Below are 14,877 nucleotides of genomic sequence, written 5' to 3'. Positions count from 1 at the left end.
TGGTAGAGGCTCGGTTAGACCCGTTCCATCACGGTGATGGTGGGTAGTTGCGTGTAGAAGTTGTTCTCGGCTTCGACGGGTGGGATGTGTCCGATCTCGCCGTGGAGTCGGCGGTGGTTGTACCAGTCGATGTATTCCGCGACCGCGATCTCGAGCTCGTCGATCCCCTTCCACGGGCCGAGGTTGCGGATCAGTTCGGCCTTGAATAGAGAGTTCAGCGCCTCGGCCATCGCGTTGTCGTAGCTGTCGCCCTTGGACCCAACCGAGGCGACTGCTTCTGCCTCAGCGAGGCGGTCGGTGTAGCGCACGGCACGATATTGGACTCCACGATCCGAGTGGTGGACAAGTTGTGACAGGTCCCGGCCGGCACGCTGCCGCGTCCAGACGCCCATCTCGAGAGCATCGAGGGCAAGCTCGGTGTGCATGGTTGTGGAGAGCTGCCAGCCCACGATCCGGCGGGAGAACACGTCCAATACGAACGCGGCATACACCCAGCCGGAGAACGTCCGAATGTAGGTGATGTCCGCAACCCAGAGGCAGTCCGGTGCAGGTGCGGTGAACCGTCGGTCAACGAGGTCCCCCGGACGATCCGTGAATGGCCCAGGGATCGTCGTGCGTGGCCCCTTGGCCCGCGAGATCCCGCGGAGACCCTCCCGACGCATGAGCCGCTCGATCGTGCACCTGGCCACCCGGTGGCCATCGCGACGCAGCTGCGCATGGACCTTCCGGACGCCATAGACGCCATAGTTCGCTTGGTGCACGGCACGGACCTTCACCACGGTGTCCTCGTCACTGACGGACCGCTGCGAGGGCGGCCGAGACCGCGCGGCATAGTACGTCTGCGGGGCAATCGGCAGTTCCCTGCAGATCGGCTCGACCCCGAACTCTTCCTTGTGTTCATCGATGTAGGCGATCATCTGCTGTGTGGGCGGTCGAGCTCCGCCGCGAAGAAAACCGACGCGCTCCGCAAAATCGCGTTCGCCCGCCGCAACTCCCTCACCTCACGCTCCACCTCGACCAGGCGAACCGCAGTATCAGTGGACGTCCCCGAACGCAGACCCCCATCGACCTCGGCGCGCTGGACCCAGCCACGCAACGTGTCCGACGGGACACCAAGCTGCCGGCCGATCCTGGTACACACACCACGGCGGCCCCCATCCGCATCACGCGCCTCGAACACAAGGCGCACTGCACGCTCTCTCAATTCCGCCGGGTACTTCCTCAAAGCTGGCATACTCCTCATCCTTTCAGGACGATCAGAGTCTCCATCAAACCAAGGGCAAGACACCTCCATGCTCAATTGGGTATGGCCCGCCAGCCCGGCGAACATCCCCGAGCGGAGGTTGGATGCTGTGAGCTGGGACATCGTCGGAAGTGCTGCCGCAAGCTCGCCAGCCAGCACCCGGAGGCTCAACGCGATCTGGGTGGACTCGGGCTCCGCTTGTTCCAGAATGTGGTCAATGGCGAGGGCACGGTCGCCGGGAGAAGCCAGGGACAGGGCCTCGACCACATCCTGCCGCGGGGTGTCGGCAGCCAGCAACACATCGTGATACACGCCTGGGTCGTCGAAGTGAAGCAGATTCCCATCGGAATGCATCATGATGAGATCGGCCCGAGGCTCGGGTGCGCCCATTTCACGGAGTCGACGGAGATAGCGTTCGAGGTTGATCTGCAGCTCGCGTGCGACATTGTCGCTTCCATCGGTTCGCACCACCCGGTCAAGTTCCGCCTGGTCGCCATCTCCCTCATCGGCTGCCGCATCCGGGATCCGATACCGGTTGAGCAGTGCCACGATCTCCGGACGTGCAGGCGTCTCCTGGCGATAGAACAGTCGCATGAGGGACGGGGCGCGTTCGATGTCGGCCATGAGGTTCGGAAATTCGGTCTGGATGACCGTGAGGACGGCAATTTCTTCCGCCCTGTTCAGCCAATCGAAATCGAGGCTCTCAAAGACCCGCGCGTTGACTGCAAAGTCGTTGAGGAGCACCTTGGTTCGGCGAGGGCTGGCGAGATGCATGGGCGAAAGAACAGTGACGACCCGGTCCAGAAGGCCATCCTGGTGGGCTCCCAGCGGGGCCCACACCCCGCCGCGTTCTCGCACGAGCGACAGCGCATAGCGGCGAAATGTGTGGGCCGGCTGAGGCGGCAGCGCCAGCTGGAACTGAAAGATCTTGTCGAGATACTCACCGCTTGTCCGGTAATACGGTGAAACCGATTGACTCGGGACAGAGTGCTGCATCTGCTCCGCAATGGTCGTCGCAATGGCGTCACGGTGGAAAGCGACGACAAACACACACCGGTCGTGACCGAGGAACGTTCGGAGACCCTCAAGGGTCGCCATCACATCGTTCTTCCCGCACCGATCCAGTTCGTCAATGAAGATGACGTACCGGCGCTTCGCATCCGTGTTGAGCAGCTTGTTGAACAGAACGCCGAACTGCGCGACGTGGCTCGGTGTGGATCTCGAGACCGTCACCTTCGACAGCTCCACCAGCCCGGCGCTCACGACGAGCAGGAGTGTTGAGCTGACCGCGATCCCGGCCCAACCGGTGATGTTCTTCCACCATTGCGCCATGAAGTCGTCGACCGGGTCGAACACGTTTCCAAGGACTGTCCATCCGAGTGGGAACAGGATGAACAGTGTGATCAGGAGTGACGCGATGAGCGCGAAGAGTCCTTTGCCGCCGTGGCCGGTTCTGAACGCGCTGACGAACGGGAGGGTGACTTTCGTTGTGGCCTGGAACAGCTGGTCGGAGACCTTGCGGTCAGCGTTCGGGATCTGGCGTGCGAGTTCGCTGAGGAAGTTGGTGCGGAAGCCCTCTCCGGCGTTCTTCCACGCGTCGAAGGTGATGTGGCGCACCTTCGGGTCGATGGCCTGCAGTTCCTCTTTCAGTAGTTCATTGAAGCTGCTCTTCCCGGCGCCCCACGGCCCAAACAGAGCAATGTTGACCTTGCCGTTTGCGGATGTTGCGAGTTCGGCGACTTTCCGAGCGATGACCCTGTGATGAAGGAGGTCGTCACTGTCAGCAATAGGGTTCTTTCCCGCGCCGCGAAGAGGTTCATCGGGAACCAGATCCTCCGCACTCAGACGCGCGTGACTGGAACCATCATGAATATCGGTCATGTGATCAGCTGGCGACGCCCTCCATCGGGCTTGGAACGCAGCTGCCCCCTGGTGAAGACCGTACTGGCGATCCTGACGTTTTCGATCGGGACACCTCGACAGCGCGCCTCGAGTGCACCACAACAGGGGGTAGGCCAGTGGCGCTCGCGTCAGCAGGTAATCATGGACGGGCTGCACTGGTCAAGCCCCGTGGAGTGGTGTAGCCGTGTGTCCTTCGATTCGTTGGGTTAGGCGCTGAGGGCGAGTTCTGGTTCGGGCACCTCGGTTCCGGTGTCGGGGACGATGGTGAGGCGGCTCTTGGCGAGGATGTCGAGTCCGAGGTAGCGGCGTCCCTCGGCCCATTCATCGGTCTGTTCGGCAAGGACGGCGCCGACGAGCCGGGTGATCGCGTCGCGATTGGGGAAGATGCCGACGGAGTCGGTGCGGCGACGGATTTCACGATTCAGGCGCTCGTTCGGGTTGTTCGACCAGATCTGCTGCCAGAGCCCCTCGGGGAACCCGGTGAACGCGAGGATGTCGGCGCGGGCAGCGTCGAGGTGTTCGTGAGCTGCGGGCAGTTTCCCGTCGACGTAGTCCAACAGCCGGTCGAACTGGGCGTGGACGGCGTCGGCGTCGGGCTGGTCGTAAACGGAGTGCAGCATAGCCTTGACCGCGGGCCAGAGACTCTTCGGGGTCACCGACATCAGGTTCGCGGCGTAGGGGGTGCGGCAGCGTTGCCAGGCCGCGCCGGGGAAGTTCGCGGCGATCGCCTCGACCAGACCGCGGTGCGCGTCGGAAGTGACCAGACGAACCCCGGTCAGACCGCGGGCGACGAGGTCGGCGAAGAACGTGTTCCACGCCGCCCCGGTCTCCGACGTGGCCACCCGCAGGCCCAGGACCTCGCGGCGCCCATCGGCGTTGACCCCGGTCGCGACGAGAACAACGGCGTTGATGACGCGTCCGCCTTCGCGGACTTTCATGGTGAGAGCGTCGGCGGCGACGAACGTGAATGGGCCGGCATCACCGAGCGGGCGGTGTCGGAATTGGTCAACGTGCTCGTCGAGGTCCGCAGCCATCCGGGACACTTGCGACTTCGACAACGAGTGAATCCCGAGGGTCTTCACGAGTTTGTCCATGCGGCGTGTGGAGACGCCGGCGAGGTAGCAGTCCGCGACGACGGTGATCAGGGCGGTCTCGGCGCGTTTGCGGCGCTCGAGGAGCCACTCCGGGAAGTAGGTGCCAGAGCGCAGCTTCGGGATCGCGACATCGATGGTCCCGGCGCGGGTATCGAGGTCGCGGTGCCGGTAGCCGTTGCGTTGGACGGTGCGACCCGGGGTGGGTTGGCCCCACTCGGCGCCGATCACCGCGTCAGCGTCGGCAGAGAGGAGCGCGTTGATCATGGTTTGCAGCAGCGACCGCATCAGATCGGGAGACGCGTCGGTCAGGGCTTCGCCAAGAAGGTGTGCAGGGTCGACAATATGTGGAGCGGTCATCGTGATGATGCCTTTCGAGTGGAGGTTAGAGACTTCTCGAAGGAGTCACACGGTGACCGCGCTCACGTCCAAGACCGAGCCGGCCACCGCAGGCTACACCACCTTATGGGGCACTACTGCTGCACTGTCACCACAAGCAAACCCCGAACGCACCCCGAATCCGTGGACCAACGCGGGTCCTGTAGGGTGCGGCAATCCGCTTGGACGGTGTGGGCGCTACCTGAACGTTGGCTCGCTGCAGCCCGCCATACCACTGCCGAACCGCCGCGGTAAGTACGAGATGATCACCACCAATACCCGACTGCTCTCAAGAGCGCAGATTTCAGTTCGGCGAGCGTCGAGTCCCAGATGAGGGGCTGGGACCGGACTGGAGAATGGGCGAGAGGACCAGCTCCTCTCGCCCAATACGCTCGGGTATCAACCTCTGCAACTAGCGGTCGCCGCGCTTCCCCAACAGCACAGCACCGAAAGTGACAACAGAGCCACTCGCGATCAGGAGGAGCAGTGCGAAGACTCCTGCGGTGCCAGCAATTTCGTCACATGCCGAGGAAAGGATGATGAACGCGGTCGCCGTCAGCGCACCAATCGCGCCGAGGAGGCATGCGATGGTTGGCCACCGAGTGTTCGGATCACTGATGTTGCTCCGCAGGCCTCTGGCTCGCATGAGTTAATGCCCCCAGCAACCGACGTTACCGGTGACATACGCATTCAGGTAGATTGCGTGTGCGCCATTGCTCGCCGTCTGGCAGACCTTCAGGAAGCCTGCGCTCATTTCGGCCAGTCCGCCGATCGCCGCGCTAAGCGTTGCCGCGGGAGCAAGTCCCGCTGCAGCCAGTACGCCGCCGGTCGCATCTGCGTCGTACGGTTCGTGAACTTCATGAAAATCTCCCTTGGCTGTTCCATCGGAGATGAGGGATGGGTCGTGGACCACTATCCGGTTGGTGGGAGACGGTCGGAGGAGTCGCGCGTTGTTTGTCACCTTTCAGACCGGCGAGGCTCTATCGTCGGGCGCCAACGTTAGTCACCTTCACGGGGCAGCCTTCGTCGATCTCCGGCTCGACCACGCTCGGATTTCACAGCGTCAACAAAGAGGGAGATGGCTCCGTCCATCGCCTGTGTGCGGCACCGTCGGCCCTACCTTGGCTGTAGCGGCGAGGGGCGCCGCCGATGCGGAGTCCACTGAGGAGCACGTCGCTCCTGTCGAAACCCCCGTCGAGGGTGACGGGTCCGGGCCGGACGAGAGTGCCGCCGCGGCCGATGCCGGCGAAGCTCTGCCCCGGCCCCAACTGCGGATGATCCCCACCCGGCCACCCGTGGCTGCCCTTCTCAGCGCCTCAGGATAGGTCGGCAGCAGTTTTCTGAACCCACAGCAGGCCACTCAGTGGCTGCGTTGCGCTCCCAATCTAGGCAACGCTGGTATCGGACGGGGCCTTTCGTGGGTGTGTCTGTGGCGCCCTGGATGAGACGTCGTAGACGATGCTGCAGGTGTCGGTTGCGCCGCTGGTCTTCTGCATCTTGAGATCAGCTTTGGGGCAGCGCTGCCGCCATGCTATGCAGCTAACGCGACTCTCATGTGGTGAAGAGCTTGTCCAGTGCGTCCAGGATCTCCGCGGTGGTGCCCTCGGCCACCGCACTGTGTAGAGCGGCGAGCTGGGTAGGGGCGACAGGGGTGCCAGTGACGAGAAGGTGTGTAAGCGCGGTGGCCTGGTCGCAGGTCCCACGCAACTGCTTGTTTGAGAACGCCGCGCACGTGTCGTCGACGAGCTGTACGACACCGGCCCAGGAGCTGCTCTGCAGTGTGTCCGCCATAGCGGAGCGCTTCGCGTTGCTGAATAAGGGCAGCGCGACTCGGGCGAGACCTCCGATGAGTACCGTCCATGCCTGGATGAGTTCGGTGCGGTCGAGCGCGGCGGGGTCGGCTACGCGCGTGTATCGCTGGGCTGCCATTTCGACGAGGCCGACGCGGGCGAGTTCGTTGAGAGCTTCGCGGATCGGGGTGCGGGAGCAGCCGAGCCAGTCTTGGAGCTCCTTATCGTTCAGGCACTCACCGGGCTGGAGCGTGCCGTCGAGGATCGCGGAACGAATAGATTCAGTGGCGATCTTGCTGAGCGAACGGCGTTCAACCTTCGCTGTGGACGTCGGGACTGGCGTGGAGCGTTCCTTACATTCAGAATATCAGCTAGCGCAACCCTATCGCTCTGCAATGCGTTCGGCCGGGCGGTGGCCGTTTCGTCTCCGTGCGGAGCCTCCCTGGCCTCGAAGGCGCTGTTGATGCGGGGCTTGGCGTCCTGCCAAGCGTGGATGTAGCAATCCGCATAGTCCAGAGGCCCCAGCTGATCCAAGCGTCTACACCACCACTGGTGCTCGAAGTCATATTCGTCGCATGTCGCGTTTGACCTGCGATGAACCAACGTGAGCGCAAGGTGCCGCGGCGTGAACGCGACCTTTGGGAAGCACTATCCACAGACCGGAACTGTCGCACATTGAGCAGGTGGCGATTTCATCAACGAAACCGCCCGGTCTGCTGATGCACCCGATGAGCCGCGCGGGAGACGATCACTCGAAAGTTGGCGAACAGGCGAGAGGCCGACGACTGAGCTGTGTTCTCCCGGAGTATGAGCGCAACTCAGATCGGGCTTTCCCTAGCCCGGTCACGATCGAAAGGAGCAATGATGCTCAGGAAACGCTGGATTCGACGTACCGCGGTCGCGGCTACGGCCATCCTGTCCGCCGTAACAGTCGCGGGTTCGACGAGTGCGATGGCGCTGCCACTGTCTACGGTCGTTTCTCCGCCGTCAATGCCTACGGACGCGCTCGACGCGCTCGACGCGCTTGGGTTGCTCGAGTCGCAGAACGCAAGGACTGTCACCTCATCGCTCGATCTCGAGAACGGTCTGGTTGTGGACGGTCTGAACGGATCGCGCGTCGTGTTGACGCCCGTATCGACGGTGGATCCTTCCCTTGAGGCCGACGGCAGGGCTCTGCAGTACGCAGACTCGGCGAGCTATCAGTTCGTTCTCACTGGGGCCGATGCGATCGCTAACGCCGGATACGTCGTTGTGGCGAATGAGGCGGCGCCCACCGATTTCCAATTTCACGTTCAGGTCGATGGCGGCGATGCTCGGCTTTTGAATGCGGGTGACGGAGGCGTCGATGTCCTCGATGCCGACGGTAGCCTGGTGAACCATTTCGCCGCACCCTGGGCGACTGACGCAAATGGAAGTCCAGTCGCGACGAGCTATAGCGTCAGTGGATCGACTATCACGCAGAACGTCTCCCACGGCGGGAGTGCCTATCCGGTGGTCGCGGATCCGCAGCTCGTGTGCGACGCTCTCTTCTGCACGGCGATGTTGAGTAAGGCGGAGACGCGGACTGCGGCGTCAGGCATGAATGCAGCTGCTGCCGCGGTTGCAGTGGCCTGTGGACCGGCCGCGTGGGCGTGCGCGATCGGCGCTGGAATCTTCCTCGACTCCGCGAACCAAGCGAACAACAAGGGCATGTGTGTTGGGGTCCGGAAAGCACACCCCTCGCCGCTCGCCTGGCCGGTCATCGACACTTGCCGATCCTGATATTCGGAGGCGCCTGGTGAGCAAACACCCCTTCTTTCCTTCAAGCTGGGCGGGCCTGCTGCTCGGCTGCACAGGTATCGGTGTGGTGAGCGTTATCGCGAGTATTCAGCAGGTGACTCAGTGGTGGTCCGGGTCGGTCTTGTTCCTCCTGATCGTCGCCACGCTCGCCACGTTCCCTCGAGTCATCATGCCTTCGGGAACCGGCTTGCGGTCAGTTGTCACGCAACGAACGTCGGGGGTCTTCTACGGCGTAGCCCTCGTCGGTGGTGTGGCCGCCATGACCGCGACCGCGCTGACCGGTCAACCCATCTGGGGTTACCTCGGCGGCTCGCTGATCCTGCTCGCAGCACTGCTCGCAGCCATATTGGTGAAGGCGCGGTCGCTGCGAAGCGAACGCTGAATGAAGCGACACGAGTCGACCCGTCTGATTAGGCAGAACGAGTGGCAGGTTGGAGATGCGCGACATCGTCGGCGGCGGCTCAATGCCGCATATATGCAAGAGCCGCTGATTGGCGCAGTGGTGTCATCGTAACGTTCGATGAATTGGTTTGCGACTGCGCGGGTGCCAGCGCTGTGAGCGGCAGGGGCCTGCGAGGGTCGATCGTGAGTCGCCCCATACCGGTCACCCTCACGGAGCAGCCTTCGTCGACCTTCGCCTCGACCAGCTCTGACTTCAAAGCGTCAACCAATAGTTGCAGCAGCGACCTTCCACGTCGTCACCGCTTGCTACGTCGAGAACGGAGAATCTGGTGTGAGCAGGCAAGGCAAGCTGCCCGCGGGAACAGCCGCCGGCGCCATCGGTATCGTCCTCGCTGGCATGACGCTCGCGATGCCGTCACCGGTGCAACGGCAATGCGACTTCCAGACCGTCTGCCGCGGCGAACTCGTCGCACCGGAGATATCCCGGCGGGGATTCCCAGCGCGAAACCAGTACGCGACGCCTGGATGGCCCCGAAGGCCAGTATTTGAAGGCGGCAGCGGCTCGATCCGCGCCCACTGCTCATCAGCGAACATCTGATGCCGCGAACTCAACGACCTCGCCACAGAGTGCTGTGCGCCTCACCCCGCATATGGGAGACACGCCGAAGCGGGCTGTTCTCTCCACCTTCACAAACCGTACCCGCGAGAGTATCCAGATCTGCAAACTGCGGAGATGACGTTGGGCAGGGTGCTTGCCCTGCCCAACGTCATGTCCTCGTGCAGCTCCTAGGTGGCTCTCTTGCGGCCCATGAGGTACGAAATGAAGAAAATCAAGAGCCAGAAGATGACATCGATGGCGAGGACGCCACCGATATCTGAGGTGGACATCGACCCGATCCCCACTAGTGGGAGCAGGAACTGCAGCACGATGGCGGGGGTCATTACGAGCGTTGCGAAGAGTGCTGGATAAATCTTTTTCTTTGCCATGAGAGTGCCTTGATATGTTACTGGCAGCTGAAGCCGGTTGTTCCGGCCAAGGGATAGATGCGCATCTCCTTGTCATTTGGGCAGACGCCGTTTGCGACGATGATGCCGACGATCGTCCCAATCACGGCGGCACCGACGCCACATCCGATTCCCGCCGTTTCCGGGCCGAGAAGGGCGCAGATTGCCGCGACAAGAGTGGCGGATGCGCCGGTGACCATGGCCTGCTGTTCTGCTCCAGTCAGCTGGACGTAGGGCCACGGGTCCGCTCCACCTGAAACGCGTGCCCCCGTTGCGCTGGGGTAGGTGATCGTAACGCCGGAAGCCAACGCAAAGCTAAGAGCAGACGGGTCGTCATCCGTGCCTCTCGTCATCGGCTCACCCGACGCGATCAGGGCCTGGCGAAGCGCAACGAAACCTGCTTCGACCGCAGCTGAGGCAGAAGCGGGGTCCGATCGGGCTGGAGAGACAGCGGCGACGAATGCGTTCCCCTCGTCACTAGCCAATGTCTCGGTCGACACTTCGCTGAGGTCGAGCTGCTTCGTAGACCGATCGTATGCAGCAACGAGTTCGATGATTCGATTCTCTGTGGCCTCAGTGCCTGCGAGCGACAACTCGGGTGCTTCAGCAGCAGTCGCTGAAAGTCCTCCACCGAGAACAACAGAAACCGCCAGAACTGCAGCGGTACCCAAACCAGCTACCTGTTTCTTCCAGGACATACCCATCTCCTTCGATCTGCCATGCGCAACCAACTCGCGCACGAGGTATTCGGCTGCGACTTGTGGAGCATCCAGGTTGCATTCGACAACCCGACACCAGACCGAGTCGAAGGCAGTTGCACTCCTTCGAGCGACAGAACCAGTGGACTGCCCTACGAAGCAGCCCATCACGGTGCTCCCAGCACCCCGCCAGGCCGAGGCCGTCGGCCTCCTGCCAGCGCTCCCATCGAAGGCGTCGGTAGATCAGCAGTACTACTTCCATGTGTTTTACGCCGCTTCAAGCCTGATTCTTGGAACCTCGAAAAGTTTGGAGTGGACGCCCTGGGCGGAGCGTTCAAGCTCTCCCCCCTGCGCAACCACGCGAGCGGCCATGGCAGTGTGAGCGCTACCACGTGCGCGTGACGAACGTCGATGCCTCACGACTCAAATACAGCGGTCACTTCGACCGCCCCAAGAATGCCCGCTAGCGAGGCTAGCGGGCATTCTTGGGGCGAACGAGGACTGCGCGTCCAAGCCCAATGTTGACGCCGAAGTAGAACGGACCCTGTAGCGCCAGGTTGGATTGGACCCCCTAGCTCAAGCTAGGAGGATGATTTCAGTGGATACGTGGGCAGAGATTCGGCGGTTGCATCGTTCTGAGAAGGTTCCGATCAAGCAGATCGCGAGGGATCTTGGGATCGGGCGGAACACGGTCCGTCGGGCGTTGCGGGGTGAGGATCCGCCGGATCGGTCGCGGGGTCCGCGGGGTTCGAAGATCGATGTCTTCGTGCCGCAGATCCGTGCGCTGTTGATGGAGTATCCGAAGATGCCGGCGACGGTGATCGCGGAGCGTGTCGGTTGGACGTTCTCGCCGTCGTTGTTTCGGGAGCGGGTGTCTGAGCTGCGGCCGGAGTATCAAGGCATCGATCCCGCGGATCGGCTCTCGTATCAGGCGGGTGAGGTGATCCAGTGTGATCTGTGGTTCCCTGAGGCGCGAGTTCCCGTCGGCGGGGGCCAGGATCGTGTCTTGCCGGTGTTGGTGATGGTGTCCGGCTTCTCCAGGCGGATCGAGGCGATTATGCTGCCGTCTCGGCAGGGCGGTGATCTCACTGCGGGTATGTGGTCGCTGCTGCAGAGGTTCGGCGGGGTGCCGAAATCGTTGCTCTGGGATCGAGAGGCTGCGATCGGCGGGTTGGGCAAGCCCACCGTCCTCGCGGCGACGTTCGTGGGGACGCTGGCGACCAGGCTGCGTTTGGCCCCGCCACGAGACCCGGAGACGAAGGGCATCGTCGAGCGCGCGAACCGCTTTCTGGAGACCTCGTTCCTGCCCGGCCGGATTTTCCAAGACCGAGATGACTTCAACGCCCAGATGACGACCTGGTTGGAGACCAGAGCGAATCAGCGGAAGGTCCGTGCGATCGCTGCCCGTCCCGTCGAGCTCGCTGTCCCTGACCGGGCGGCGATGCTCCCACTTCCGGCGAAGCCCCCTGTCACTGGTCTCACGCATCGGATCAGACTGGCCCGGGATTATTACGTCCGTCTCGATGGGAACGACTATTCCGTCGATCCTCGGTTCATCGGCCGATTCGTCGATGTTCGCGCGACGCTTGATGACGTCACGATCTCCTGCGCCGGACAGGCCGCGGGACGGCATGCCCGGTCGTTGCGCAACGGGATGACGATCACCGATCCCGGGCACGTCACCGCGGCGGCGAAGCTACGCGCCCACTACCAACGGCCCAAGCCCTCCGGGGTTCGTGAGCACCCGGACGGGCATCGGGTCCAACTTCGGGCGCTGTCCGACTACGACGCCTTATTCGGCGTCGATTTCACCACCAAAACCGAATACGAGAAAGAAGCACGATGACCTCCAAGAGCAGCACGATCGATGCTCCTATTCCGAAGACCACCGAGCAGGTTGCATCCAAGATCGCCTATCTCGCCAGAGCTCTCAAGACCCCGACGATCGGGCGGGTCTGGGAAGACCTCGCGGACCGCGCCAGGGTCGAGAACTGGGCGCATGAGGAATATCTCGCAGCCGTCCTTGAACGCCAGCTCGCGGACCGTGAATCCGCCGGGACGACGATGCGGATCCGGACCGCGCACTTCCCCGCAGTCAAGACCCTCGAGGACTTCAATCTCGATCACCTCCCGTCTCTGCGTAAAGACGTCCTCGCGCACCTCGCGACGTCGACGTTCGTCGCGAAAGCAGAGAACGTGATCCTGCTCGGCCCGCCCGGGATCGGGAAGACGCACCTCGCGATCGGGCTCGGCGTCAAAGCCACCCACGCCGGATACTCCGTCCTCTTCGACACCGCGAACAACTGGATCGCGAGACTCGCGGCCGCCCACCACCAGGGGCAGCTCGAGGCCGAGCTGAAGAAGATCCGCCGCTACAAACTCATCATCATCGACGAAATTGGCTACATCCCCTTCGACCAGGACGCCGCGAACCTGTTCTTCCAACTCGTCGCATCTCGCTACGAGCAAGGCTCGATCATGGTCACCTCGAACCTCCCGTTCAGCCGCTGGGGTGAGACGTTCGGCGACGACGTCGTCGCGGCAGCGATGATCGACCGCCTCGTCCACCACTCCGAAGTCCTTACCCTCTCCGGCGACTCCTACCGCACCCACGGCCGCCGCGACCTCATCAAGCAGACAGAGAAGAACTAAGCTCAACCAACGAAGAGGGGTCCACCCCAGACCGGCGCAAAGGGGTCCGTTCTAGCTCGGCGCTAACAGGAACATGAACACCGAGTGACGCGCTTCGTCCGCAACCTGCGTACCAAGGAAACGGAGCCCCACCTCGCTCGTAGCGCCGGCCAGAACCGGCGACAGTAGGTCGAGTCCGGTGTGTTCACCGATAACGAAGGTCTGGAGCACCCCGGTCAGCTTCTCTCGGAACCAGCCCGGAAGAGCGGCCCACTCGTCGTGGTCTTGCTCGAAGGTAATCTCGTACGGGTTCCAGTGATTCCTCTCCCAAGTCTCGAACAGCGTGTCCGCTGTCGGTCGCGATGCGATCACCGAGTCGCCGTGCCCAAACACCTGGGTCGATGTCGTCAGGTCTGCGGGGGCGTCAAGAAGCGTTGTCCATCTCAACGATCTGGTCCTTTCGATTAATAGTGAAGTGTCCGGCTGGGTCACGGACGAGGTTCCAAGCGGTCAGGGCCTGTCGGATCACTCGGTTTCTGTCGGTCTCGACCAGCGCCACCCGGAGTGTCGAGGCGCCCAGCGCATCCATGTGTTCACGGAGAAGCGAATCTGATACGTCGAGGCCCAGGACGCGGCAGCTCACCGAGTAAGCGCGCAACGTCGGAAGCGCCCCGTTCTCGATGATCGATACACCAACCAGTCCATAGTCTGTGTACCGGTCTTCGACTTCGAGAACCATGACGGATGCTCCGTCTGCGAAGACCTCGTTGGACCTCAGGGTCGAGTTGGGATTGGCCAGGGAGAATTGCGTGGTCCGATCGAGAAGCTCGATGATGCGCGGATAGTCATCCGTGGTGGCGGATCGTACTGTTCTGCGTATCTGCAAGAACTCCTCAAAGTCGTCCTCCGGCACGAGCATGCGGTCCTTCTCGCGGTCCAAGGCCGCTCTCGTGGTAGACGTCCGAGACCCAGTCACCCCGCTTGCTCCGCGCCGGAGCGGGAATGACCCGAGAAGCATCGATCGAACAGACTCGATCGACTCTCCCAGTACAAGCATCTGCGGGAAAGCGCGTTGCATGAGGGCACGTTCCGCAGGGTGATCATCGATGAAGATCACCCTGTCCTCGGTGGTTTGTAAAGAGTCCAGGAGACTCGCCATCCGCTGGGGCTTGGGCGTCCAATCTATCGAGTGCGCGGCAAAGTCCTCTGGCCTGAGACGTGACCGTGAACCGGCCGCCTGCCACAGGTCGAGAGTGACTGCCTCGTCTCCCTTACTCAGAGAGGCAAGTACGATGCCTTGCCGCTCATAGGTCTTCAACGCCTCCTGAATACCTTGGTGAACCCAGACACTATTGGTGTCGGCGTCGAGCACCCCTGGACCGAGTTCAGCCAACACACCAGGCCAGAGCGTCCCATCAAGATCCGCCACGATCACCTTTACGCTTGGGGCTTTGACGCTCAGGATGACTTGCCAGAGTTCACGCGCCAATGCGATGTGGACCTCGGCCCGTTGATTGGGTGCATCATTTTGAAGATCCGTGGCGCCGCCGTGGTGAGACCAGGGAAAGTGCACATCGTCGAAGAGGTTGCTTGCACCGTGCCTGGCTGCCAACTCAATCTCGTCGAAGAGTAGTGCGCCATGCTCCCTCACAGCCTCTTCGATGGGCCTGTTGAGGTTCTCCCAAATGTGTCGCCAATCCTGGCTCGATCCAATGGGTGGCCAGAACGACGGTCGAGCCACGTTGTGGACAATGAGCCTCGCTTGGTCGGGCAGGCCGTCGGATGCGTCACGGACCATCCGGCCAATTAGTGATCCGATTCTGGTGGCCGCTCGCTCCGCCCCCGCTACGGTGGATTGGTGGAAGAGCGGTTCGAGGAGTGCTTGCGTTCCTGCCTGCAGCACAACGAAATCCGCATGTGAGTCACTTCCGCCCGTAAGGGCGGCTGAGTTGAGCCAC

12 protein-coding genes, 1 pseudogene and 1 other annotated feature are annotated in these 14,877 nt (G+C 62.4%); of the genes and pseudogenes, 4 read left to right on the top strand and 9 right to left on the bottom strand.

Going from position 1 to position 14,877, the window contains the following annotated elements; all coding sequences use genetic code 11:
- Nucleotides 1-14: 14 nt before the first annotated feature.
- From ABMA10_RS18500 to ABMA10_RS18480, 5 genes and pseudogenes are all read right to left on the bottom strand, one after another.
- Nucleotides 15-1,234, bottom strand: a protein-coding gene (locus ABMA10_RS18500; protein WP_431031001.1) for an IS3 family transposase whose coding sequence is annotated in 2 segments (ribosomal slippage) — nucleotides 15-955 and nucleotides 955-1,234 — 1,221 coding nt in all. Because the reading frame shifts where the segments join, the coding sequence is not laid out codon by codon here.
- Nucleotides 843-956 (bottom strand) — a sequence feature (AL1L pseudoknot). (Overlaps the previous gene by 114 nt.)
- A 732-nt stretch (nucleotides 1,235-1,966) precedes the next feature.
- Nucleotides 1,967-3,124, bottom strand: a pseudogene (locus ABMA10_RS18495) (KAP family P-loop NTPase fold protein); the annotation flags it as partial.
- 227 nt (nucleotides 3,125-3,351) lie between these two features.
- Entirely contained in the window at nucleotides 3,352-4,596 is a 1,245-nt protein-coding gene (locus ABMA10_RS18490; protein WP_431030794.1) for an IS256 family transposase, read from the bottom strand.
- A 667-nt stretch (nucleotides 4,597-5,263) separates the two neighbouring features.
- On the bottom strand, nucleotides 5,264-5,527 hold the full coding sequence (locus ABMA10_RS18485) for a hypothetical protein (RefSeq protein WP_431030793.1): 264 nt from the start codon (nucleotides 5,525-5,527) through the stop codon (nucleotides 5,264-5,266).
- 638 nt (nucleotides 5,528-6,165) lie between these two features.
- Entirely contained in the window at nucleotides 6,166-6,681 is a 516-nt protein-coding gene (locus ABMA10_RS18480) for a GntR family transcriptional regulator (RefSeq protein ID WP_431031530.1), read from the bottom strand.
- A 584-nt stretch (nucleotides 6,682-7,265) separates the two neighbouring features.
- Here ABMA10_RS18480 and ABMA10_RS18475 point away from each other — a divergent pair.
- Both ABMA10_RS18475 and ABMA10_RS18470 read left to right on the top strand, forming a co-directional pair.
- Complete coding sequence (locus ABMA10_RS18475) at nucleotides 7,266-8,165, top strand: hypothetical protein (protein ID WP_431030792.1); 900 nt, start codon at nucleotides 7,266-7,268, stop codon at nucleotides 8,163-8,165.
- A 16-nt stretch (nucleotides 8,166-8,181) separates the two neighbouring features.
- Nucleotides 8,182-8,565 carry a hypothetical protein gene (locus tag ABMA10_RS18470; protein ID WP_431030791.1) on the top strand — a complete coding sequence of 128 codons (384 nt, stop codon included), beginning with the start codon at nucleotides 8,182-8,184 and terminating at the stop codon, nucleotides 8,563-8,565.
- Between the two features lie 806 nt (nucleotides 8,566-9,371).
- Here ABMA10_RS18470 and ABMA10_RS18465 read toward each other — a convergent pair.
- Nucleotides 9,372-9,572, bottom strand: coding sequence for a hypothetical protein (locus tag ABMA10_RS18465; protein WP_431030790.1), 201 nt, complete (start codon nucleotides 9,570-9,572; stop codon nucleotides 9,372-9,374).
- 17 nt (nucleotides 9,573-9,589) lie between these two features.
- A complete protein-coding gene (locus ABMA10_RS18460) occupies nucleotides 9,590-10,288 on the bottom strand; it encodes a hypothetical protein (protein ID WP_431030789.1) in 699 nt (232 codons plus the stop codon).
- A gap of 589 nt (nucleotides 10,289-10,877) precedes the next feature.
- Here ABMA10_RS18460 and istA point away from each other — a divergent pair.
- On the top strand, nucleotides 10,878-12,134 hold the full coding sequence (gene istA / locus ABMA10_RS18455) for an IS21 family transposase (protein ID WP_347868913.1): 1,257 nt from the start codon (nucleotides 10,878-10,880) through the stop codon (nucleotides 12,132-12,134).
- Nucleotides 12,131-12,940 carry an IS21-like element helper ATPase IstB gene (gene istB, locus ABMA10_RS18450; protein ID WP_347868871.1) on the top strand — a complete coding sequence of 270 codons (810 nt, stop codon included), beginning with the start codon at nucleotides 12,131-12,133 and terminating at the stop codon, nucleotides 12,938-12,940. The genes istA and istB overlap by 4 nt, the downstream gene beginning before the upstream one ends.
- Before the next feature lie 51 nt (nucleotides 12,941-12,991).
- Here istB and ABMA10_RS18445 read toward each other — a convergent pair whose 3' ends face one another.
- Together ABMA10_RS18445 and ABMA10_RS18440 are read right to left on the bottom strand one after the other, a co-directional pair.
- On the bottom strand, nucleotides 12,992-13,291 hold the full coding sequence (locus ABMA10_RS18445; protein WP_431030788.1) for a hypothetical protein: 300 nt from the start codon (nucleotides 13,289-13,291) through the stop codon (nucleotides 12,992-12,994).
- Nucleotides 13,292-13,343: 52 nt separating this feature from the next.
- The gene (locus tag ABMA10_RS18440; protein WP_431030787.1) at nucleotides 13,344-14,717 is read right to left on the bottom strand and encodes an HAD-IIIC family phosphatase; all 1,374 of its coding nucleotides are present in this window, start codon (nucleotides 14,715-14,717) and stop codon (nucleotides 13,344-13,346) included.
- Nucleotides 14,718-14,877: the final 160 nt, after the last annotated feature.

Origin of the sequence: Plantibacter sp. RU18, from assembly GCF_050613355.1 — a bacterium.
In the GTDB taxonomy this organism is placed as follows: Bacteria; Actinomycetota; Actinomycetes; order Actinomycetales; family Microbacteriaceae; genus Plantibacter.
The sequence above is the reverse complement of the archived record's forward strand: the minus strand, read 5'-3'. Positions and strand labels throughout refer to the sequence as shown.